The organism is Streptomyces milbemycinicus (genome assembly GCF_002154605.1).
GTDB lineage: Bacteria > Actinomycetota > Actinomycetes > Streptomycetales > Streptomycetaceae > Streptomyces > Streptomyces milbemycinicus.
This window is the reverse complement of record NZ_MUNE01000070.1, coordinates 1-22,027: the sequence shown is the minus strand read 5'-3', so window position 1 is coordinate 22,027 and position 22,027 is coordinate 1. Positions and strand designations below refer to the sequence as shown.

General features: G+C 66.1%; 16 protein-coding genes and 1 pseudogene. 7 read left to right on the top strand and 10 right to left on the bottom strand.

Annotated elements, in window-relative coordinates:
• The first annotated feature begins 181 nt into the window (after positions 1-181).
• The 4 genes from CCN51_RS06470 (at position 182) to CCN51_RS06455 (ending at position 4,312) form a co-directional block, all read left to right on the top strand.
• The gene (locus tag CCN51_RS06470) at positions 182-1,069 is read left to right on the top strand and encodes a helix-turn-helix domain-containing protein (protein WP_043486640.1); all 888 of its coding nucleotides are present in this window, start codon (positions 182-184) and stop codon (positions 1,067-1,069) included.
• Positions 1,056-1,277 carry a DUF397 domain-containing protein gene (locus CCN51_RS06465; protein WP_078610415.1) on the top strand — a complete coding sequence of 74 codons (222 nt, stop codon included), beginning with the start codon at positions 1,056-1,058 and terminating at the stop codon, positions 1,275-1,277. Before CCN51_RS06470 ends, CCN51_RS06465 begins: the two co-directional genes overlap by 14 nt.
• A gap of 393 nt (positions 1,278-1,670) precedes the next feature.
• Positions 1,671-2,144: an ANIS5 family metal-binding protein gene (locus CCN51_RS06460; RefSeq protein WP_014175978.1), complete on the top strand. Its 474-nt coding sequence runs from the start codon at positions 1,671-1,673 to the stop codon at positions 2,142-2,144.
• A gap of 29 nt (positions 2,145-2,173) precedes the next feature.
• Positions 2,174-4,312: a hypothetical protein gene (locus tag CCN51_RS06455; RefSeq protein WP_238545360.1), complete on the top strand. Its 2,139-nt coding sequence runs from the start codon at positions 2,174-2,176 to the stop codon at positions 4,310-4,312.
• Positions 4,313-4,544: 232 nt separating this feature from the next.
• On the opposite strand, the gene CCN51_RS06450 is transcribed toward CCN51_RS06455, so the two are convergent.
• From CCN51_RS06450 to eccB, 9 genes are all read right to left on the bottom strand, one after another.
• Positions 4,545-4,850: a WXG100 family type VII secretion target gene (locus CCN51_RS06450; protein WP_158104648.1), complete on the bottom strand. Its 306-nt coding sequence runs from the start codon at positions 4,848-4,850 to the stop codon at positions 4,545-4,547.
• A gap of 88 nt (positions 4,851-4,938) precedes the next feature.
• Positions 4,939-5,343 carry a WXG100 family type VII secretion target gene (locus tag CCN51_RS06445; protein ID WP_014175981.1) on the bottom strand — a complete coding sequence of 135 codons (405 nt, stop codon included), beginning with the start codon at positions 5,341-5,343 and terminating at the stop codon, positions 4,939-4,941.
• Positions 5,344-5,599: 256 nt separating this feature from the next.
• The gene (locus CCN51_RS06440) at positions 5,600-6,721 is read right to left on the bottom strand and encodes a S8 family serine peptidase (RefSeq protein WP_238545361.1); all 1,122 of its coding nucleotides are present in this window, start codon (positions 6,719-6,721) and stop codon (positions 5,600-5,602) included.
• A 1,820-nt stretch (positions 6,722-8,541) separates the two neighbouring features.
• A complete protein-coding gene (locus CCN51_RS06430) occupies positions 8,542-8,997 on the bottom strand; it encodes a hypothetical protein (protein WP_143675733.1) in 456 nt (151 codons plus the stop codon).
• Between the two features lie 783 nt (positions 8,998-9,780).
• Positions 9,781-11,940, bottom strand: coding sequence for a protein kinase domain-containing protein (locus CCN51_RS06425; protein ID WP_014175985.1), 2,160 nt, complete (start codon positions 11,938-11,940; stop codon positions 9,781-9,783).
• Positions 11,941-12,005: 65 nt separating this feature from the next.
• Entirely contained in the window at positions 12,006-14,261 is a 2,256-nt protein-coding gene (locus CCN51_RS06420; RefSeq protein ID WP_014175986.1) for a protein kinase domain-containing protein, read from the bottom strand.
• A gap of 40 nt (positions 14,262-14,301) precedes the next feature.
• A complete protein-coding gene (locus CCN51_RS06415) occupies positions 14,302-15,351 on the bottom strand; it encodes a protein kinase family protein (RefSeq protein WP_014175987.1) in 1,050 nt (349 codons plus the stop codon).
• A gap of 95 nt (positions 15,352-15,446) precedes the next feature.
• Entirely contained in the window at positions 15,447-16,715 is a 1,269-nt protein-coding gene (gene mycP, locus CCN51_RS06410; protein ID WP_078610418.1) for a type VII secretion-associated serine protease mycosin, read from the bottom strand.
• A gap of 3 nt (positions 16,716-16,718) precedes the next feature.
• On the bottom strand, positions 16,719-18,290 hold the full coding sequence (eccB, locus tag CCN51_RS06405) for a type VII secretion protein EccB (protein WP_014175989.1): 1,572 nt from the start codon (positions 18,288-18,290) through the stop codon (positions 16,719-16,721).
• A 179-nt stretch (positions 18,291-18,469) separates the two neighbouring features.
• Between eccB and eccE the strand changes: the two genes are divergently transcribed.
• From eccE to CCN51_RS06390, 3 genes are all read left to right on the top strand, one after another.
• The gene (gene eccE / locus CCN51_RS06400) at positions 18,470-19,834 is read left to right on the top strand and encodes a type VII secretion protein EccE (RefSeq protein WP_078610419.1); all 1,365 of its coding nucleotides are present in this window, start codon (positions 18,470-18,472) and stop codon (positions 19,832-19,834) included.
• Positions 19,834-20,727 carry a hypothetical protein gene (locus tag CCN51_RS06395; protein WP_014175991.1) on the top strand — a complete coding sequence of 298 codons (894 nt, stop codon included), beginning with the start codon at positions 19,834-19,836 and terminating at the stop codon, positions 20,725-20,727. Before eccE ends, CCN51_RS06395 begins: the two co-directional genes overlap by 1 nt.
• A gap of 180 nt (positions 20,728-20,907) precedes the next feature.
• Positions 20,908-21,138: a DUF397 domain-containing protein gene (locus CCN51_RS06390; protein WP_014175992.1), complete on the top strand. Its 231-nt coding sequence runs from the start codon at positions 20,908-20,910 to the stop codon at positions 21,136-21,138.
• A 22-nt stretch (positions 21,139-21,160) separates the two neighbouring features.
• On the opposite strand, the pseudogene CCN51_RS06385 reads toward CCN51_RS06390, so the two are convergent.
• Positions 21,161-22,027 (bottom strand): annotated as a pseudogene (locus CCN51_RS06385) (PQQ-binding-like beta-propeller repeat protein); the annotation flags it as partial.

The following is a 22,027-nucleotide window of genomic DNA, read 5'->3' as shown; positions in this document are numbered from 1 at the left end:
GGATGAGAGCGCGCCCATGTGGTCACCTCGCACAAGGAGTTGGCGGCAGCAGAACGGCAAGCCGTGACGCACTTGCCACGATCCGTAACCATGCCAGTGCAATCCGCTACTCGGCAAGTCGGTAGGAAATATTCCTCGCGTTCGATTGCTCCTCCCTGCACGTCGCACCACACTGTGATCCATGGCTTGGAAGAAGAGCACGGTGTCGAAGTCCGTGTACCGCCGCCAACTTGCTGCCCGGCTCCGAGAGTTGCGTGAGGACACGGAGCTGACCCTGGCCGAGGTCGCCCGCCAGGTGGAGGTCAGCCAAGGATCATTGAGCCGCATTGAAACCGGTGATCGCGGCACCACTCCGCTCCTCGTCAAGGCGCTTCTCGACTGCTACGAGGTCACCGACACAACCCTCCGCGAGGACCTCCTTGATCTGGTCCGGGCCGACCAGGCCCAGAAGCGGCCGTGGTGGAAGAAGTACGCCGCAGTGGTCAACACCACGCAGTACGGCGGATATTTGACTCTGGAGTCCAGCGCCACTTCGCTACGCACATACCAACCCTTGCTCGTGCCCGGACTCCTGCAGACCGAAGCGTACGCACGGGAGATCATCACCGAGATGCGACCCGACCTGTCAGCCCGCCAGGTTCAGGCACTGGTTGATGTACGTATGCGGCGCCAGGCGATGCTGGACACAGAAAACGCACCCACCCTGTGGGCTGTCATCGACGAAGCTGCAATCCGACGTCGCATCCGCTCGACAGAGGTTGCGAGACAGCAACTGGAGAGGCTAGTGCATGCATCTGAGCACCCTCGCATCACTATCCAGTTCCTGCCGTTCGCAGCGGGTGCACACGCCGGCCTCTACGGTTCGTTCATGCTCATGGATTTCCCTGCGCCCACTCCCGAAGTAGTGTGGGTCGAGAATCTCACCAACTCCGTCTGCTTTGAGGATCCCGGGGATGTGGACCGATACATCGAGGTTTTCGACCACCTGAGGTCCCGAGCGCTGATGCCATCAGAGACTTGCAGACGTTTCCGGACAATCGCGAGGGAGTTGCAGCATGAAGAACATTAACGCCACCCTCTCAGCACTCGATTCCGAAGGCGATCATTGGCGAAAGAGTTCGTACAGCGGAGGCAATGACGACTGCGTCGAGCTCGCAATCACCCAAGGTCACATAGCCGTCAGGGACTCCAAGCGCCCCGACCTTCCCTACGCCTCATTCACCGCCCCCGCTTGGCACGAGTTCATCTCCGTCATCGCGGCAGGCACCCTCACCTGAGAGCGCCGAACGAGAAGCATCCTCAACTTAACACCGCGCTAACCCAAGGCGCCGGCGAGATGACTTAAGGTGTCGGGCTACCACGGCTTGGGCCACAGTCACTTCATAGCCCGTGAATGACGCCCGCCGTGGAACCCAAAGAGACGCGCGCGCGTCTCACCCCGTAAGTTTCCCTTCCGGACACCACTGGTTCGAGCTTCCGGCACGCGGCGTAGTCGTTACGTCATTCTCCGCAAGGAGAACCCGTGCACTCAAGGGCCGAAACGCACAAACCGACCGATCGTTCGACCAGTGTGCCCGGAAAGGGGTGAATAACAAGGCACCAGCGTGCTAACTTCGGAAGGCTAATCGCCGTATGCGACGCGCCACTTGATGCGTAGCCATGGGGGAATCATGACCTTTGAGGACGAGTGGTCCAAGCTCCGCACCGATGCTGCGGCGGGGCGGAAGTCCACCCACATGCAGCTCAACCAGACTGACCCCCCTGGTCCGAGCCTCCCTGGAACGCTCACCCTGAAGTCGAGCGCATCCAAGAAGAAGAGCGCCGTCAATGCTTTGACAACCGACGTCGAGCCGGACACGAAGAAGGCTGGCGAGTGCGTCGATGAAACGACCGAGAAGGCCGAGAAGGAGTTCAAGGACTGGGCCACCGGGAGTGGGCTCACCGATGCCCTCAAGGGCTGGCACACCTCGGTCAAGGCACTTCAGGCACGGCTCTCGCAGGAGAAAACCGCACTGAGCGGGACCAACAAGTATTTCCTGGGCAATGACTTCCAAGTTGGGTCGGAGCTCACCACGGCCGTTCCGTCTGCCCAGTACTCGGACAACACTCCGTTCTCGTCTCGTATCTCGGACTACTACCGCTAGGGGGGCTCGTGCTCACATACCACCAGGTCATGACCATCGACCTGTCCCTCCTCGAGACGGCCGCCACCAAGTGGGATGAGGCCGCCAAACAGTTCGAGGCAGTCCGGAAGATTTACGACAGCAAGGTAAAGTCGGTCGGGCTCGACGGGACTTGGAGTGGTGTGTCGCTGCTGGTCGCGCGCCCCAACATGCAGGTGACAGACGAGCAGTTCACTGCGGCGCCGAAAGAAGCCCGTGCCATCGCCTCGATCCTGCGCGACGCGCACACCCAGTTCGTCGACTTGCGCGGGAAGGTGAAGTCGGCGGTCGCGGACGCCGTGAAGGCCGGTATGAAGGTCTCTGAGGCCGGCATCGCAAGCTACGACTACTCGAAGGCCAGCTCATCCGAGGCCAACGCCGCGCGTCATGACCCGGACCTGCACAGCACCGAGCAGTCATGGACCCGGTATATCGAAGCGGCGGTCAGGGCGGTCGACGACGCCGACCAGGGCGTGAAGCTCGCCCTCAAGGCGGCGGTGCAGGACCCCAACGTCCTCGACCCCGCGGCCAATGGGTTCAACGGCAAAGCGGAAGGCGACATCGAGAAGGTCGAGGCCAAGGAAGCCGAAGACCTCGCTACGCGACTCAACTCCGGCGACAAGCTCAGCGACAAGGAGATGGCCGAGTTCCAGCGGCTGTTCCGGGACAACGAGCACAACAAGGCGTTCAGCCAGACATTCCTGGCCGGCATCGGCCCCAACGGCACCATCGATCTGAACCTCAAGCTCAACGACCTGGCCAAGGGCGACGACAAGAAGGACTTCCGCGCCCTCCAGGAAGGCGTGGCCACCTCCCTGGCCACCGCCACCAAGTCGCCCTCCGACCCCTTCTACAAGAAGTGGCGCGAGGATTTGCGCAAGGCGGGCGCGAAAGACTTCGACGGGGGGACAGTCCCGCTCTACGGCTATCAGTCGTTCGTCGAGCTGATGACACACGGAAAGAACTACGGAAAACAGTTCCTGACCGACGTCGGCAACGACATCATCGCTCTCGAGAAGAGCGATGATTTGGGGACTGGCCGATGGGACGCGTGGCAGGGCGCCGGATTGGCCCCCCACAAGGACGTAGCGACCGACCCGCTCGACACCCTGCTCGGCATCATGAGCCAGCAGCCGAACGTCGCGACCTCGTTCCTCGACCCCGGCGCGGATGGCAAGAACGATCACCTGCAATATCTGCTCAAGGATCGTCATTGGCCGACGACGTCCATGCCCAACTCCATTGGGATCAGCCACATGGACCTCCCGGGCAACCGTATGGGCTTTGGCGCGGCGCTGGAAGCTGCCGCCACCGGGAATGTCCCGGGCTCTGATCACACCCTTGGCTTCCACACCGAGGCCGAGTCCCGGGTGATGCACGACACCATCAAGATCCTCGACGACGGCCGGAAGGGCACCGACGTACCCTACAATCTGCGGTCGAACTTGGGCCGCATGCTTGTCGACTACACGCCCGAAACCCATGAAATCCTGAGCGGCACTGGTCCGTACATGGACAAGGACGGCGTGTGGCACGACGGCACGGGCGGCAAGGACGCCCATATGTCCGTTCCCAAAGAGAGCCTCACCCGCATCATGCGTGGTGTGGCAGAGGACGGTAAGGCATTCGGCGAGATGTTTGATGCCGAGAAGTTTTACTCTGCGGGGACCCTTTCCCAAACGAACTTCAGCGATCCGAACGAACGTGCTGCAGCCATCGAAGGGGCGTCGCACGTCTTCGGTTTCTACGACGGCATCAACTCCGACATCGTTCGCGACAACAAGGACGGCGCCGTCGCGCGAGCGAATCACATTCAGACAGCCGAATTCGTCATCACCGGCGGCATGCAGGCTGCTGCCAGCGCCCTCAAAGGCCAACCCACCGGCTTCATCACGGATGCCGCCTACCGCATTCTCTACGCGGCCGCCTACGACTGGAAAGAGGACCAGATCGCCCAGGCGAACGCCGCGGCGGCCCAGCAGACCGAGTATCACTTCACCACCGGCCAGAAGCAGGTGAACCATATGGTCGCGGGGTGGGCCCAGGAGAACGGCTACGACAAGGAAACCGGGCTGTCGCGGCACCTCGTCGGCTCCGGGCAGGAGCGTTACGACAGCGCGCGGACGGAAGCCCTCATTTATCTGGACTGATGAGCCGACGAGCGGATCATCCGGGTAACCGCTCGGCTCGCTGGCTCAGCTGCCCGCGTCTGCCCGTCAGCCGCCGGTGGGGGCTTCTGCCTCCCCGGCGGCTTTTGCATACGGCGCAAGAACCGGTCACCGTTCAGCTGTTCAGTGCCTGTGCGGGACTCCGTCAGAACGCCGATGGGGTGGGCGGCGGTGTAACCGCTGCCCACCCCATCGCGGAGGCAAATCGCTCAGCTCAGTAGCTCACGCTGAACAGCTTCGACGCCTTCACGTCCGTCGCGTGGTACGCGTCCTTGCCCGACTCGACCAGAGTCGCGACCCTGGTCACGAGACCCTGAATGTGGTCGGCCCGGGCCTGGAACTGCTTCTCAGCCGCGAGCATGGCCTGGTGAGCCTCACCCTCCCAGCCCGCGGTGACCTTCTTCACGGCCCCTTGGATGTCCTGCATCTCCTTGCGGACGTTGCTGGCCGCCGTGCGGAGCTGCGTGGCGAGCTGCAGTACCGACTCGTAGTCGACGAGCATTCCGTCTGGTGTGGACACTTGTCCCCCAACTCGATAGTTCTGTATGCGTTGTTGTTGGCCGCTGAAGGGGTACCACGGTGCCATCAAGCACCCCTTATTGCATGGCTTAGAAGCCGTCGACCTTCGAGTACGAAGCGATCGGGGCGTCGGTGCCGGCACCGAGGCCGCCCACGCTGCTGCCCGGGGTGATGTGTCCGCCAGCGGCAGCGCCGTTGACGTCGATGCCCTTCAGCTGACTGGCGATGTCGTCGTCGTTCGCGCCACTGGCACGGTGGGTCAGGGCCACGGCCTCACGGATGCCGTCGACCAGGCGGCGGACGGCGTCGTGGTCCTGCTCCAGGTCCATCTGAGCCTTCTTGAAGGCGCCGGCGCCCTGCCCCTGCCAGCCCGAGTCCACCGTGGCGAGGATGTCCGCCATGAGCTTCATGTTGCTGGCGAATCCCTGGATGGACTGGTCGAGCTCATTCGTGAATATCCGGAACGCGTCATCGCTAACCCGCTGCTTGCTCATTTTCCACCTTCCCCCATGAAGTGTTGGTGAGTTGACATGGGGTTTCGCTCTTCAACTCACCGCTGTGCGCGAATCCCTTGGGATTCATCGTACTGCTTACAGGTGTCCTACACATTGTAGTAAGCGTCCGCAACACCTCGCTCAACGTTCACAGTTATTTCATTTGTTGAACGAGAGCTCAGTGCTCGGCAGCACCCCAGCTCCCCGGGGGTGTCTTGGCGGAGTACCCGGTCCGGCGCCCGACAGTGGCAGCTGGTCATAGGCCGACCGATGCACTGCCGCGGCGACGGACGAGCGCGATGGCGATGGCGGCCGCGAGGAGAACCGCGATACCTGCGCCAATGGCGATCCAGAGGGTACTGCTGTTGTCGTCGCTCTTCTTGGGCTCCGCGACGGTCTTCTTGTCGCCCTTTTTGTCGTCCGTGGCCGTCGGTGTCGACTTTGGGTCGGTGCTTGGGGACTTGGAGGCGGAGGGCGATGCGGAGGGGTCTGGCTTCGTGGCGCCCTCGCGGGCCAGGAGAGGGTTGACGTTGGCTGGGCCGGGGTCTCCCTCGCCGTCCAGGAGGACCTTGCGGGGGCGGATGGAGCCGTAGCCAAGGTAGGAGCTGGGGATCACGTCACCTGCGGGCGGCGAGGCGGTCTGCATCATGACGCGGAGGACTTGGTTGTTGGTCCACTTGGGGTGCTTGGACCAGATGAGGGCGGCAGAGGCTGAGGTGATGGCAGTAGCTTGGCTGGTGCCCCAGGATTTGCAAAGCCCGTTGGATTCCGTGCAATGCGTGATCACATCAACCCCGGCTGCTGTCAGCGCTACTTGATCACCGTGGGTCGACCACTTAGCGGCCTTACCATTGCTATCAATCGCGCCTACGGCAACAACACCAGGGATTGCGGCGGGAAGCTCGACTGGACTGTTCTCATCCCCGCTGTTTCCCGAGGCAGCAAAGATCAAACTTCCCTTTTTGAGCGCATACTGAACAGCCGCCCGAGTAAGAGGGAATTGTTTCGGGAGACCAATCGCACCCAATGAGATGTTGATGATCCGCGCGCCATGGCCTGCAGCATACCGAATGGACCTTCCTAGGATGGCATCAGCAGGATCATCCCAGTCACCCGCCGCATTCCTTACAGGAAGGATCTTAGCTTTCGGAGCAAGACCCTTAACCCCGCCTCCAGCACCCGTACCGGCAATCAGAGTGGCCATGTTGGTACCGTGACCATCCGGGTCCTGGTGAGGATTCAATGACTTATTGGACGCGTCCGCACCTTCCAACACCTGTCCCCGCAACTCCGGCAGTGAAGCGTTAACCCCCGAATCGATGACGGCGACGACAACCCCTTGCCCCTGGCTCACTTTCCACATGTCGTCCGCTTTCATCGCCTCGAGATACCACTGTCTCGAGCGAATATCCTGTGCCTCCGCGGGAGGTGCGATACCTCCTACAGAAACGAGTACAGCACCGGCCAGAGCCAAAAGGACCCGACGCCGTACTCCGAGGGATGAAAGCAGCATCTAGTGGTTACTCCTCGCGTGGGCAGCTTTTCCGTAAGTTATTCAATGACCGGCGGGACAGTGTTACGCCGACCACCGGACCAGGTCTCCTCGTCCTCTACGAGGTAGTCCGGCCTGCTCCCGGCATTACGCTGATTACCACCGTGCGGAAGAGCTGTGGAGTGCGGTGCCGCGGCGGGGCCATGGTTACCGCGTACAAGCCCCGAACCTCCCTGAGTGAACTCGGAGCGCCCCTCACGCGGGACCCGCGGCCCTCCCGTGACACCACCAGGCTCCGACGTCAGCCGTCGACCCGAGTTTGTGCCGCCAGGAGCGTGCGTACTGCCGTCGATCGGGTGAACTCCCGCGCTCAGAGGTCCACGAGGCAGAACACCGCGCTCCTCCCCCACGACCATGCTGCGCGGCAGACTCCGCCCAGGCGGGTTGGTTCCCTTCGGGCGGTCAACCATGCCTCCAGGCTCCGTCACAAGTCGTCGTCCGGGAGGGTTGGTGCCGGTGGGGGTGGGGCCATGGTGCATGTAACCCCCCGGTCCGACAGGGCCACGGGCCATCGGGGCGTGCGGTTCTTCGCCGACCACCATGCCACGCGGAATCCGCGGCGCGTTGGTCGGCCCGACGTTGCGCTTTCCTCCGACAATCCCATCGCTCGTCGGAATACGCGGGGGCACACTCGACGTCCGCGGTGTGCTTGGTGCGGTCGGGGGAAGCTTGCCCAGCTGCCCGGGTCCGGGGACCGGTGTGGTTCGGCTGATAGGCGGAGTAGCGGGCATGAGCGGCCGCGGCCCCGGGAGACCGGTAACCGGGGGCATCGGGGGGCCGCTCGACGGGACGTTGGGAACGTCGCGCATCGGCGGGAGGGTGCTGGGCTTGTTGATGGTGTCCGGCGCCGGCGGCGTCTGGACGGAGTCGATGGCCGTGTTGGTCGGATCCGGGACGTTCACTCCGGGGATGACGCTGCCGACGTTCGGGGCCACAGGCGTGTGGGGGCTCACTTCAGCAGGGTGTACGGGGGCGGCCTTCGGGCCTGAGACAGTGCGGTCGGCAGCGGATAGCGGCGCAGGGCGGGCTGTACTTCCGTAGCCCGACGCTGTCGCCACGGAAGAATTTCCAAGGGGAGTCTCGCCTCCCTCCCTGCCACCGTTCCGGAGCAACTCACTCGGGAGAGTTGGGAAATTCGGCTCCTGCTCCGTAAGCCCCGCTATATCCGTGTGCGCCGTAGTGTAGTGCGAATCGAGCTTTTCAATCTGCTTGATGGCCTCTTGCCGGTTAGGCTCGTTCTTCAGCCGAGCCTTCTCTTTCTCCTCATCTGCGTAACAGAGAGGGGCCAGCTTCGCGGCATCGGAGTCCGGCTTCGGTATAGCTGACTTGACCTGGGCCAACCCGGAACCGGCATCGGCCATTTTCACGCCAACGAGCAACGTATAGTCAGCCAACTTGCGGGTCTGCTTGGACATATCTTCGACCCACGTACGGAAAGCTTCGCTTCCCTGCCCCTTCCACTTGACGTTGTCGGCGTGTGCCAGCATCTCGTCCGCGACACCGTTCAGATCGGTAAACGCAGTAACCAACGCGTAACTCACGTTGGTCAACTTTTCCGGCTCCGCGCTTTGCACCAAGGCGTAGAGCTGAGAATGACTCAAGCCATCGAACTTGCCGGGCTTCCCCTCACTCATCCGTCTCTCCCCTCAGTACGCCTTCTGCTTCGTGTGATTACCACCATCACCGCTCCCCGCCGCCGGCTGCCCGGTCTCGGGATCACGGTAATTCTTCGCCGCCTCGGCCTGGATCTCCTGCAGGCGGCGCCTCTGCTCAGCATCAACGCCGTCAATTCCCTTTTCAGCAATCAGCGCCGTAATGCCCATCGCTTCGAGCTGATCACCGAAGATCTTGGACCAGTTCTTGAGCTTCTCGTGAACGTCGTCGTAAAGCTTGGACAAATCACCAGCAGAATCGATGCTGCCACCGTAGGCAGCACGGGTGATCGTTTGCTCGTCAATCGTCTTCTTGGACGCCGGCGACTTCTCAAGATCGGACAAAACCTTGTCAATCCGACTCTTGAACTTTGCCAAGGTTTCCGCCTCCTTGGCCATGCCCTTGCCGAATGGCGACTGAACCGAACCGCCCGGGTCTAGTGGCTCCACCGCATCCTCCCCGTATGACACCAACGATGCCCTCAACCACTCTAGCGATCCCGCCTGCGTGGCCCAACTATCATATGGTCAAAGTAGATCGACGAGTCTGTAACAGATCGGCGCCCAGCGGACCCCACGCATCCACCGCTCCGTCAGCCATGGGCCTGCGCTGCCGCTACAGCGAGCATCGCCCCCAGTGGCCCCTAAGGTTCTCGCTGGTAACCCGCACTTCTCCCCTTGAGTGAAGCGACCCGTCCCAGTTTCAACCTTTCTCGGCAATACCTTCGCGACGCTTGGTGATCTTAGCTCGGGTGATTGACGACACCGTGGACGGAGTCAGCCCATCGGATGACAACACTGAAACACCACACCTTGGTCCGGCGAGTTCACCGCGGTGAACTCCAGGCCGGTTGGCGGAAACTGGGCCCGGCGCTCTGGTAGCCGAGGTCGGTCAGCGCGGGCAGGCGACAGCTTGTTGGGCAGTCGGTTGTGGGTGCGACCAGGCTGCGGCCGCCGGTGCAAGTGGCGTCGTGTTCGCGATCTAGGCGGACTACGGAAACCACGACGGCTGGCCGTCCGGGGCGAGGATGACCTGTACGTTCTCCCGTGATGCTCGTGCTTGCCCGATCACGACTGATCGACTCTGTTGGTGCCGTCATCCGCGATATGGTCAGGCGGATCGGGGATGCCGTCCAGGCTGAGGGCGACGGAACTGCAGGCTCCAGGGTGGTTCCAGCGCAGTGGACAGATCCTGCGTGGCGGCCAGGGCCTCCAGGCGAGTAGCGGTTGCTGTCAGAATACGGGCATCGCCGCCAATTTGCCGCTATGCACCAGGAACACGCGGTTTCCCGACGCCGCCATCCCCCACTCGCCCCTGCCGTCCCGAGCATAGGTCCACGCCGGTTTGCCCGTGTCCTTGTACAGGACCGCGATGCCACCCGAATCGATGATGTCAACGTTCGCCCAAACGGTCTTCCCCTGGACCACAGGAGGATAGAGCCGCTGGAGGACATCGCCGAGAGAACGTGTCCAGTCAGCATTCCCGTGTCTTCTGTCGCGACAGCTGATTTCCTCGCCATCCAGAGCGTACAGCGCATCGCCGTCGAGCGTCGGGGCGCCCCAGCCTCCGTAAGTCTTCTTAAACTCGCTTCTGGCAGGCACCGACCATATCTCTTCCCCGTCCTCGAGCTTACGGGCTGTCAGGGTTTTTCCACCCAAGTAGACGATCCCTTCGGAGACGGCAGGGGCAATGGGCACGATGGCAACTGCCTGTCTCGGCAGCGTCCAGACTTGTTTCCCTGTGCGAGTGTCAAGTGTGGCCACCTTGCCGTTTTGGCCGCAGAGAACCAAGCAGCCGCTGTCCGTTGCTGCCTTGGGCGGAGTGACTAGTGTGCACTCCACAGGCATCGGAACTGTCCAGCGGGTGGTGCGCGAGGCGATGTCGAAGGCGCCTAGGAGGCTGACATCGGTCGATGTCGGGTCCCTCCTGGCCGTGAAATAGACGCTCTTGGTGTCCGCAGCGATGACATGGACGGCATTGGCGGGGGCCGTCCACTTCTTCTTGCCGGTAGCACTGTCGAGGGCGAGAAGCCTTCCCGTACTGCCAACAGTCATAGGGCCGACGGTCACGACGAGTTCCTCGGAAGGTGCGACATAGTGGGCGTACGAGCCTACGGCGGTGCCCCATTTACGTGTCCCGTCCATCACGTTATAAGCGCCCAGCGTGGTGCTTCCGCCCTCATGGACCAAGACGAGATCGCGCACAGGCAGGGGCTGGATAACAACCGGGGAGGGGCCGTCCTGCGGCCCCCACAGGGACGGTGGCGCTGTGCCGTCCTCGTATTGCGAAGCCGTCAGACGCTTCGCATCCCACGGTTTCGGTGGCGCCGTGCTCTCCTCTTCAGTCGGTTTGCGGGCCTCCCCCGCTCCGGTGTCCTTGGACAGCAGCCACCAGGCGAGTCCTCCGCCGCCCGCCGCCAGTACGGTGCCGCCACCCGCCGCGAGCGCGGTGAGGAGACGGCGCCGGGAGGGAACGGAGGGAGTACGCACGTCCGGAAGACTGATCAGCTGCTTCGCGGCTGCCTCGCGCAGCTTGATGTCGGCGGCCAACTCTCCCAGCTGCCAGATTTTTTTGGCTCCGGGCTTGGTGCCGGACGGCGGGGCGAAGACCGCGGCGATCTGCTCGGGAAGAGGGCGGTAAGCGGGGTCTTTGGCGAGGCAAGGAGCGACGAGCGCGCGTATCGGCTCCGGTACCTCGGACAGGTTGGGCTCACCATGGACCACTTGATACTGCACCGTCGCCGCGTGTCCGCCGTCGTACGCACGCTCTCCACTCGCCGCGTACGCAAGCACCGCTCCCAGAGAGAAGACATCGGCGGGCGGGCCGACACGCTGCCCCAGCACTTGCTCCGGTGCTCCGTAACCGGGCGTGACCGGGATCTGGCCAGTGAGGGTGAGGGTGAGACCGTGCTCAGGGCGCGCGATGCCGAAATCGATGATGCGCGGGCCCGAGGCGGTCATCACGATGTTGGACGGCTTGAGGTCACGGTGGACCAGTCCCGCGGCGTGAATGTCCTGGAGCGCACGGGCGAGGGCGGCGCCCAGTTCCCGAACACCTTGGTCGTCGAAAGGCCCGTACTCATCGATGTGCTGGTCCAGCGTCGGTCCCGCCAGGAACTCAGTCGCCATCCACGGCCAACCGCCCTCATGCCACGCTCCGAGTACGCGCGCGACACCGGTACTGGTGACGGCCTGCGCGACCTGCGCCTCGCGGACGAAACGCTGAGCCATGTTCTGGTCATACGCCAGCTCCGGGCGGAGCACTTTGATCGCCGCGGCCCGACCGGTGCGGTCCCGCCCGAGGTAGACCCTGCCCATACCACCGTCGCCGAGCACGGCAACGAGGCGGTACGGGCCGAGGCGAAGGGGGTCGCCGGGACCGAGAGGGTTCATGGGGTGAATGTCTCCCTGCCGAGTTTTCAGGTGCCGTGGTTTTCCGATGTCGTAGGTGAGTTGGGTCACTCAAAGGGGATGGCGTACACGAAATCGCCGCTCTTCAACACGAGAGTTCCGGCACGCTCGTGAGCCACGAACGCGCCATCGAAAACACCGGGGACACGGAAGGTCCAGGCGACTTTGTGTGTATGCAGGTCCACAGCGCTGATCCTCGCGTTGCCGTCCATGGCGACGTAGGCGTATTTCCTGCCGATAACGGGCGTGACCAGGAGACTGGGTACACCGCCCACGCTCGTCTCCCACAGCAGCTTGCCGCTGTCTGCCTCCACGGCGACGAGTCCGCGGGTCCCCTCGGCCACATACACCACGCCATCCTTCACCGCGGGTCTGCCGTACGGACGCGTGTCCTTCTCGAAGTCGCCCTTGTCCCGGCCTTCGCCGAACGCCCATGCCTTGTCTCCACCGGAGAGCCGGAACGCGTATAGCTGCCCGGTCCCGAAGTAGACACGATCGTCGTCAGCCACGAGTTGGCCCGGGTCGAGGAAGGAATCGGAGTCCAAACGCTCCCTGGGCAGGTCCCGGGACCAGAGCATCCGGCCCGTCCGGGTGTCCCGGACGCCGATCCCGTCCACGATGTCGAGTACGCCGATTCGTCGGGTGAGGACCAGACGGCTCCCCACAGCCTTTGCGACGATGCCGTCCCTGGAGGTGTCTGGAGAATAGGCTCCCTTGAAGGGCTGGCGCCAGAGCTCCTTGCCGCTCTTGAGATCGGCGGCTATCTCATGCCAGCCCGTCTCCCCAGAAGGATCGCCATTCCGTTCTCTGGCAACCAGATAGATCACTCCGTCAGCAGCGATCAGTGGCTGCGCTGGCGCCCCTTGAGCTCCGTTAAGGTCCGGGATCGGCCCTACCAGGGGCCGCGGCCTGCCGTTCTTAAGGTCGACGGAGTAGATTGACAACCCTTCCTTGGGCACGTTTTCGGGTATGAAGGCATAGGCTTGCTCGCCATCCGAGACGACTTGCCAAGCGATCTTTATCTTCTCGGCGGACGACCCGATTTCCCACTTGCGGGTCCAGCGCTCCTCGCCGGTCTTCGCCTCCAGCCCCACAAGACCATCGCCGTTCATCACCAGGATCAGATCCCCGACGGTCGTCGGGGCGAAGGTCTCGTCCGTGTTGTTGATCTTCGCCCACCACACCGCCTGTGAAGGGACGTTGGTCGGGCGCTTGGTGGAGGTCGGCCGTGGGCCAGCGGTGTCAGCATGTTCTCCCCGCTGGGTCAACCATGCCCACGTCCCGACGCCCGCGGCGGCTGCCCCAAGGACCGCGCCGCCGGAGAGGGTCAGCAGCTTCCGTCTGGACATGCCGGGCCGGAAAGGCGCCTCATCGACGGATCCAGATGGTGCTGGCAGCCGTGTCGGCTGGATCTGCCACACCTCTGTGGCCCGTCGGCCGATCTCCGCCAGGGCCGTCTCAGGGAGGTAGTCCGTGAACTCCGCTTCCGCGGACTCCCCCTCCTCATGGTTCAGCCGCCCAGCGAGCTCGGCCATACTCGGCCGATGAGCGGGGTCCTTGCTGAGGCAGCGGGTCAGGACCGGCAGCAGCCCCGCGGGGACCCCGCCCAGATCGGGCTCCGCGAAGCGCACCCGGTAGAGCAGGTCGGCCGGCTGGCCGCTGCCGAAAGGGCCATGCCCCGTGGCCGCGAAGATCAGTACGCCGGCGAGTGCGAACACATCGCCCGCGGAGGTGTGCTCCGCGCCCATCGCCTGCTCCGGCGACATGAAGGCCGGGGTGCCCGCCGTCACGCCTACGCTGGTGAGCCTCTGATCACCGATGGCCCGCGCGATACCGAAATCGATGACCTTCGGCCCGAAGGCTGTGATCAAGATGTTGGACGGTTTGAGGTCACGGTGCACGACGTCTGAACGGTGCAACTGCCCGAGCGCGGCGCACAGGGCGGCGCCAAGAGCCCGCACTGACCGCTCCGGGAGCGGGCCGCAGAGGGCCACCGTGTCGTCCAAGGGCGGGCCGAGCACGTACTCGGTCGCCAGCCAGGGGACTGCCGCGAAGGGGTCGGCGTCGACAACCTCGGCGCCGTATCGCTCTCCCATCACACGGGCGGCGTCGATCTCCAGCTGGAACCGGGAGCGGAACGTCGCCTGCGTGGCGATCTGTTCATGCATGGTCTTCAGCGCGACCGTGCGCCCACCCGGCGAGCGGCCCAGATAGACGGTGCCCATACCGCCACCACCAAGCCGGGCTATGAGCCGGAACGGGCCGAGCTGCTGGGGGTCGTCATGTGTGAGGGGGAGGGCCATCAGGTCGGTCCACTGTGAAGGCGCGGGCGTCGCGCGAGCGTCATGGGGCAGGAGAGGGAGGGAAACCAGGGGAGGCCGGGGGCGGGGACGCTGATGCGAGAGCCGCTTGCGAGTACGGCTGCGGGGCCAGGACCTGGCTCGCCATGCTGTCGGCGCCGGGCTCGTACTCGCTCGCTGTCACGGTCTCCGTGGCCAGGAGTTCAGCGGACTGCCTGGCGAGCGCCGCGATGAGCCGCCCCGGCAGCCAGCCCGGCCCGAGAGCCGCGGATGCCCGACTCACTCCGCCGTCCAGAACGGTCCCGTGTGACGTGGTCGCGTGATGTGTGATCCCCTCTGAGGGCATCAACTCGTCGAGCAGCTGGGTCGCTTGCGGCCTGGACGCTGCGTCCCGGGTGAGGCACAGCGCGATCGTCCTGCGCAGCCCTTCCGGCAGTTCGCGGCGTTCGGGGACCAGGTGTCCCGTTGCGGCGTACGCCAGCACCGAGCCCAGGGCATAGATGTCGCCCAGCGGCCGGGGCTTCCCGCCCGCGGCCTGCTCCGGGGGCAGACTGCCTGAGGCGAGCCCCGGCAGTCCCGATCGCTGCTCACCGTCCGGCGCCGCCGCCCGTACCGCGCCGAAGCAGGTCAGGAGAGGGCCGCCCGTAGTGAGCAGAACCGCGGCGGGTGAGAGGCCTCCATGCGTCACACCCGACGCGTGCATGACCGCAAGGGCCTCTGCGAGGGCCGCGCCCAGCGCGCGGACCGTGCGTTCCGGGAGGGGGCCCTGATGCGCGGCGACCGCGGCCGTGAGCGGTAACGCGGGGAGGTACGGCGACGCATACCAGGGTGCTTCTGCCGTGCCGCCGACTTCCACCACAGGTGCGATCCAGGGCCCGGACAGCCGTTGCGGGGCGGCCGCGGCCTCTGCTGCGAAGCGTCCGGTGTCCGCTCCGGGCAGCGGCATGCTGATCATGACCGTACGGTTTCCGCCCGGCAGCCGTGCGATGAAGCGCCGCTCCGGGACCGGGACTCGGCCACCATCCGCGTCGAACCTGGCAACGACGTCGTACGGGCCGATCCGCCGCGGGTCGTCGAAGCGCAGCGGTTCCATGGATGAACGATTCCCCCCTCGCAAAAGCCAGCCGGACAACCTTACCTACGAGTCAGGGCGACGAAGACGACGACCACCGGCGGCGGCCGTCGCACTCAACCAGCAGCCCGGCGGCGTCGCTTGTGTTCGTGGAGTACGGCTGCCGCGCCGGTGATCATCGCGACGAGGAGGGCTCCGCCGCCCAGGGCGTAGGTGGCGAGGCGCTCGCGGCGTTCCTGGGGGGTTTCGCCGAGGGTGAGGGTGGCGGGTTGGGGGGCGTCGACGTTGTGGGCGGCGCCTTTGTCGAGGGTGACGTGGTCGATGGGGTGGTCGTCTTCGGTGAGGGCGCGGACGGGGTCCACAACGCCCCAGCCGACGTAGGGGTCGTGGGCGTTGACGGCGCGTTCGGCGGTCTGCTCGATCTGGGCGACGACCTGGTTCTGCTTCCAGTCGGGGTGCTTGGCCCGGATGAGGGCGGCGACGCCGGCGACGTAGGGGGCGGAGAAGCTGGTTCCGTTGTCGACGCACTGGCCGCCGCCGGGGACGGTGGAGACCATGTCGACGCCGGGGGCCGCGACGCCGACGAAGTCGCCGGCCTGGGAGAAGGGGGCGCGCTCGTTGTTGCGGTCGGAGGAGCCGACGGCGAGGACGCCGTCGTAGGCGGCGGGGTAGGTCTTCTTGACTTTGCCGTCGAGGCCGTCGTTGCCGGCGGAGGCGATCACGACGACGTCGTGCTCCAGGGCGTTGTTGATCGCGCGTTGGAGGTTGTTGTTGGCTTGCAGCGGTTTGACGGTGTCCTGGGAAATGTTGATCACTCGGGCGTGCTTGTCGACCGCCCTGTCGATGGCGGTCGCCATCGTGTCGGTGGTGCCAGAGCCCTTTTCGTCGTTCTGGCGGATCGGGAGGATCTTGGCCTCCGGGGCGAGGCCGACGAAGCCCGTGCCGCTGTGGGGGCGGGCGGCGATGATGCCGGCGACCTTGGTGCCGTGGCCGACCAGGTCGTCCGTGCCGTCGCCCTTCTTGCCCTTTTCCAGGCTGTTCTTGCCGGATTTACGGACCTCGAAGCCGAGCTTGGTGTCGACCGCGTCGGTGAGCTGCGGGTTCTTGTTGTCGACGCCCGTGTCGATGACGGCGACGAGGATAGGGCGGTTGGTCTTCTTGTCGATGCCCTTGGTGTCCTGCCACAGCTGGTCGAGCAGAACGCGCTGCAGCGACCAGGGGGTGCCCTTGATCTGTTTGGCGGGGTACGTGCACTCGCCTGTGCCCGCTAGGGAGAGGGGCCCCGCTGGTATCACCGGTCCCGGCGCCGCTGAGAGGGTAGTGAGGGCCGCCGCTGTTGATAGGAAGAGTGCCTTCTTCGTCCTCTTCCGCTGCGTGTTCCTCATCGGCTACGACCCCTGCGGCTGCTTGGCGCTGTTGGTGTCCAGGCGCGGTCCCCTCGGCAGGAACTCCGACCAGTTGGCGGGTACGGGCACCGGAATGAGTTCCTTGTAACCGAGCCTTATCTGAGCCTGATTGACGTCCTGCTGCGCGGAATTGGTTCCCGACTGATCGGAACTGCCATCGCTGATCTTCGACTTGTCCGTATCGCTGTCGTTATTGGACTGGACCACATAGCGAAGCCCGGTGTCCGTGACGAGAAAGATCGCGCCGCTCGTGTTCTGGCGGCCGGCGACCTGGCGATAGAGCAGGCCGGAGCCCGGGGTCACGTACGCGCTGGTGGCGCCGTCCGGGATGGTGGCGGGGAAGTCGGTGCCCGCCCAGGTGGCCAGTTCGGGCGTGTGCTTGGACGTCATTCCGCTCATGATGCTGCAGACGGTGTCCCGCTCGGCGCTGCCCTGGGTCTCCTGCTGCTCGATGGAGTTGGCCTGCTCCGGGATCTTCGTCGGCCACTCGTACTTGTCGTAGAAGTCCCCCTCCGGGGTGAAGGTCGCGCCGCTCACCCGCTCCGCCCGGCCGGCCTGGCCGAGGTCCTTGAGCTGTTCGCTGTTGAGGAGGAGCTTTTCGATGAACTCCGAGATGCGCTGCACCTTGCCCTGCAGGACGACGTAGTACTGGGTGCCGGTGCCGGTGTTCGCTTCGAGGACCATGCCGACCTTGTTGGCGTCGTCCGGGAGGGTGCCGACTCCGGCGTCGGCGCCGATCCGGCCCGGGACCTCAGGGAAGGAGATGGGTGCGCCGTCCCGGAAGGTCGCCAGCCAGTCCTTGGTGACGCGCTGCGGTTTGGCGCCGTCCCGGAAGATGGAGCGGAGCAGGAGGTCGTACTTCTCCGACGGCAGCTGCTTCCACTTGGCGCCGCCGATCAGATACTTGGTGCCCTGTGGATCGACCAGATAGCGGGCGTCGTCCTGGCCCTGTACATAGAGGGCCTGGGCGCCGCTCAGCCGCTGCGAGCTCCGCAGCTTCTTGCCCTTCGGGTCGCGGTCGGAGAAAAGGAAAACCGCCTTTTGGGTGGTTTTCCCCTTGCCTCCGGGCTGCTCGCAGACGGCCCACTCCTTCTGCTTGGCCGCCTCGTCGGCGCTGGGCAGGCGGTCGGGAGCGTACGGGATGCCGATCGTCGGGCCGCGCGGGATGTGGCCGTTGTCGAGCTCGGACTCCTTCACCTTGACGACGCTGGACTTGTCGCCGGTGAGCAGGAGCTTGGCGGAGGCGAAGTTGAGGACGGGGTGCAGCTGGACCTTGCCGTCGGTCTTGAGGATGACATAGCGGGTGGTGGAGTTGGAGCCGACGATGACGTGGGCGCCCACCTCGTCCCAGCCCTTGGGGGCGACCGGCTTGAACATGCCCCAGGCCCCGAATCCGGCGAGGATCAGGGCGCCTATGACGACGCCGGGGAGGACCGTACGCAGCGGGCGCGGGGCGCCCTCCTCCGTACCGCTCGGTGAGGGTTGCAAGAACTGAGCGACTGTCCGCTTCTTCGCGAATGTATAGGCGTTGAGCTCATCCCGCCGTGATGCCATCTTTAGCCGTATCTCCCCGCTTTTCGGCCTCGGCCGTGGGGCACTGCCCTCGGTCCGGGTGTCGTACCGACCCTCTACTATGCCGGGAAGGAATTGGCTCGTGTCGCTCGGGGACGATCCGGCCACGGACGTCCGCCGGGCCTTTCGGGTGTGTTTCGGACTTTAAGGGGCTGACGGGGATGGCTGCCGCCACGCGCGCACGCACCGCGGGGAGCGGATCCGGTCGGAGGGGGTCGGGCGAATCTCGCTCGCGGGCGTCCTCCGGCCCTTCGCCCGCCCCCGCGCCCGCATCGGCGGCGCCACCCGCCGGTGGAACGGTCACGCCGCGGCCGGCCTCCCGGTCGGGCAGTTTCGGGCCGGTGCGGCTGCAGCAGCTGGTGCTGATCGAGGTGGCCGCGGCGATCGTGCTGGTCGCGTGGGTCGTCGACGAGCTGTTGCTGGTGCCCGCCGCGGCCGTGGGCCTGGTGCTGGTGCTGCTCGCTGTCGTACGCCGCCGTCAGCAACCCATATCGGAGTGGCTGAGCACCGCCGGCTCGCTGCGGCGGCGCAAGCGGATGGCGGCGAAGCCGCTCGACGCGGGCACGGACCCCGGCTTCGCGATCGCCGTGGAGTGCGAACCTGCGCTGCGCACCCTGACGTTCATCGACCGCGACCGGCGCGCGGTGGGCATGGTCGGGGACGGCACCTTCCTGACGGCGGTGATTCAGGTGGAGGCGGTGGACGCGCCGCTGCGGCCGCAGCGCGCGCAGCAGCCGCTTCCGCTGGCCCTGCTGCGGGACGCCATGGAGGTGGACGGGATCCTGCTGGAGTCGGTGCAGGTCGTCCAGCACACGCTGCCCGCGCCCGCGTACCATCTGCCGGCCCAGTCGCTGGCCCTGCGCAACTACGCGCCGCTGCAGGCGCAGACCGGCGCGCCCGCGGTCCGTATGACGTGGGTGGCGCTGAAGTTCGACCCGGAGCTGTGCCCGGAGGCCGTGGCCGCGCGCGGCGGCGGCATGGGCGGCGCGCAGCGGTGTCTGCTGCGCGCGGCGGACCAGTTGGCGAGCAGGCTGCAGGGGGCCGGCTTCGGGGTGACGGTGCTGACGGAGGAGTCGCTGACCGCCGCGGTCGCGACGGCCGCGAGCGCCAATCAGCGGGCCACGGCGCAGGCCGGGCGGCGGGACACGCTCAACCGCCGCACCCTGGAGAGCGCGCGCGCCTGGCGGTGCGACGACCGCTGGCACACCGCCTACTGGATCGGCCGCTGGCCGCAGTTGGACGCGGCGTCGGCGCCGCTGCCCCAGCTGGCCGCGCTGCTGACCTCGCTGCCCGCGCTGTCGACGACCCTCAGCCTCACGCTGCGCCGGGGTGGCAAGCTGGGCGGCCGGCACGCGCCGACCATCAGCGGCCATGTGCGGATCACCGGCCGTAGCGCCGATGAGCTGGTCGGCATCCGCAAGGAGCTGGAGCGTACGGCGCGCGGGGTGCGGATCGGGCTGGTGCGGCTGGACCGCGAGCAGGTGCCCGGTGTCCTCGCCACTCTGCCCCTGGGAGGGACCCGCTGATGGCCACGCCCGCAACCGCCCCGAACGGGGCCGCTTTCCCCGGCCCCGGCGTTCCCGGCCCCGGCGTTCCCGGTCCCGGATTCCCCGGCCCTGGCTCCAGTCCCGGTTTTCCCGGCCCCGGTTCCGGCTTTCCCGCGGCCACCGGCCCCGGGCAGGCGCCCGAGCCGGAGCCCGCGCCCGCACCGCCGCGCAAGCAGTGGTCCGGTTTCGGGCTGCTCGGGCCGCGCCGGCAGCGCCATGAGGTGCCGCCCGAGCAGTTCGAGTCGCTTGCGCTGCCCGTCGGCGACGACGGCATCGTGATCGGCGCGGACGGGCAGGGGCAGCCCGCGGTGCTGGGGCTGCACCGCCCCTCTCCGTTCAACGTCCTGCTGGTCGGCGGCCTGTGGACGGCGCAGGTGATCGGCCTGCGCGCGGTCGCAACGGGCGCCCGGGTCACCGTGGAGACCGGCCGGCAGCAGATGTGGACGTCGCTGGCCCAGGCCGCGAACAACAACCAGCAGTGCATCACCCTGCATGACGTGGGGCGGGTGCCGCCGCAGGGCGCCTCGGTCAGCAGCCCGGTGCTGGTCATCCGGGACGCCGGGATGCGGCCGCCGCGGGGTCGGGTGACCGCCGCGCCCTGGCAGTCCGTGCTGACCCTGCTGCCGTATCTCAGCCCGGTCGCCCCCCGGTTGATGGAGAACGCGGGCCTGGTCGGCATTCAGCGGGTGTCCCCGGACGAGGCGGCGCAGATCGGCCGCATCATGGGGCTGCCGGCCGTCGACGTGTCCGCGCTGTCCACGCTGGCGGACGGGGTCACCCTCTGGTGCACCCGCCACGCGCGGCTGTACGTGGCGACGCAGCCGACCGACGCCGAGTCGGGTCTGCTGGGCACGCCGCGCCGTATGGACTGACCGGCAGATGGGCTGAGTCAGGCGAGCGAGGGGCCGGTCCGCGCTTCAGGGCTCCGGGGCGGCTGTCAAGTTCGATTGCCTCGGCGCGCTCGGCGGACGACACTGGCGGCGACAGTGTCCACGCGGCTCCTTTCCGTGAGCACGTTGGTTTCCGCAGTTTCCGAAGGGACGTACGCACCAATGGCCGACGCCAACGAGAAGGCAGAGCTGTACGCACTCGACATCTCCGATGTCGAGTGGCTCAGCGCGCCCGGCAGCGCCTCCGAAGACCGGGTGGAGATCGCCTATCTGCCGGGCGGCGCGGTCGCCATGCGGAACTCGGCCGATCCCGAGACGGTGCTGCGCTACACCGAAGCCGAATGGCGCGCCTTTGTGCTCGGCGCGCGGGACGGTGAATTCGACCTGCAGTGAGCGAGTGAGCGGTCCGAGGCGGTCAGCGGCAGAAAGCCATGATCATCTCTTCGGCCGCTCCCGAACCCGTCAACCGGTCGGACGCGATATAGAAAACGCCGTTCCGGTAGACCCGGGTCGCGGAGGCGAGACCGGCCTCCGCGACCCTGGTCGCGCTCGGCAGCCGCAGCAGTGTCCTGGGCCTGCCGCCGCCCGTGCCGATGCCGACGACGGAGCCCGCCGTACGGTCCGTCGGCTCCTCGTACGCGATCAGGTCCCCGCCCTCCACGCTCAGTGGAAACAGCATCCGGCCGGGCACCTTGGCCGCCCACTTCCGCTGCCCCGTCCTCAGATCGAAGGCGTGGATCTCGCTGCTCGGGCGCCCGTCGCGGGTCAACGTCAGCTCGGTCGGGAGGTAGAGCGTGTCCGAGGAGACCGCGACGCCCCGGCAGCCGCCCAGCTTGGTGCCGAAGAGGTCCAGGCCGCACTCCGGTTGATAGGACCGCTTGCCCAGGTCGAGGGTCGAGCGCCGCTTGCCGCGATCCGACAGCGCGAGAACGCCGCCCGACTTGTGGTGGTCATCGGCGAGGGCGACGACGACGGGGGCGGTGGAGAAGATCGTGCTGACCTTGTAGCCCTTGCGTACGCGGTAGGTCCAGGAGACCTCGTCCGTGGATGTGTTGATCCCCTGCAGCCCCGCGGTGCCGTCGTCGCAGGAATAGGCGCGCAGCAACGCCCGGCCGCCCGCGAAGCCGTCCACGTCGCAGCCCGGGCCCGGTGTGCCGGGCGTAACCTGGCGGCCGTCGTCGACCTTGAGGACGGCCGAGCCGCCGTACCAGGAGAGGCCGACCAGATCACCGCTCTGGGCCAGGCCCATGCCGAGGTGATCGCCGCCGGAGGCGGTGGGGGC

Bases quoted from the DNA above. Each gene is read 5' to 3' on its own strand.
- CCN51_RS06470 (WP_043486640.1), top strand. From the start codon at position 182: ATGGCTTGGAAGAAGAGCACGGTGTCGAAGTCCGTGTACCGCCGCCAA.
- CCN51_RS06465 (WP_078610415.1), top strand. From the start codon at position 1,056: ATGAAGAACATTAACGCCACCCTCTCAGCACTCGATTCCGAAGGCGAT.
- CCN51_RS06460 (WP_014175978.1), top strand. From the start codon at position 1,671: ATGACCTTTGAGGACGAGTGGTCCAAGCTCCGCACCGATGCTGCGGCG.
- CCN51_RS06455 (WP_238545360.1), top strand. From the start codon at position 2,174: ATGACCATCGACCTGTCCCTCCTCGAGACGGCCGCCACCAAGTGGGAT.
- CCN51_RS06445 (WP_014175981.1), bottom strand. From the start codon at position 5,343: ATGAGCAAGCAGCGGGTTAGCGATGACGCGTTCCGGATATTCACGAAT.
- CCN51_RS06440 (WP_238545361.1), bottom strand. From the start codon at position 6,721: ATGAAAGCGGACGACATGTGGAAAGTGAGCCAGGGGCAAGGGGTTGTC.
- CCN51_RS06425 (WP_014175985.1), bottom strand. From the start codon at position 11,940: ATGAACCCTCTCGGTCCCGGCGACCCCCTTCGCCTCGGCCCGTACCGC.
- CCN51_RS06420 (WP_014175986.1), bottom strand. From the start codon at position 14,261: ATGGCCCTCCCCCTCACACATGACGACCCCCAGCAGCTCGGCCCGTTC.
- CCN51_RS06415 (WP_014175987.1), bottom strand. From the start codon at position 15,351: ATGGAACCGCTGCGCTTCGACGACCCGCGGCGGATCGGCCCGTACGAC.
- mycP (WP_078610418.1), bottom strand. From the start codon at position 16,715: ATGAGGAACACGCAGCGGAAGAGGACGAAGAAGGCACTCTTCCTATCA.
- eccB (WP_014175989.1), bottom strand. From the start codon at position 18,290: ATGGCATCACGGCGGGATGAGCTCAACGCCTATACATTCGCGAAGAAG.
- eccE (WP_078610419.1), top strand. From the start codon at position 18,470: ATGGCTGCCGCCACGCGCGCACGCACCGCGGGGAGCGGATCCGGTCGG.
- CCN51_RS06395 (WP_014175991.1), top strand. From the start codon at position 19,834: ATGGCCACGCCCGCAACCGCCCCGAACGGGGCCGCTTTCCCCGGCCCC.
- CCN51_RS06390 (WP_014175992.1), top strand. From the start codon at position 20,908: ATGGCCGACGCCAACGAGAAGGCAGAGCTGTACGCACTCGACATCTCC.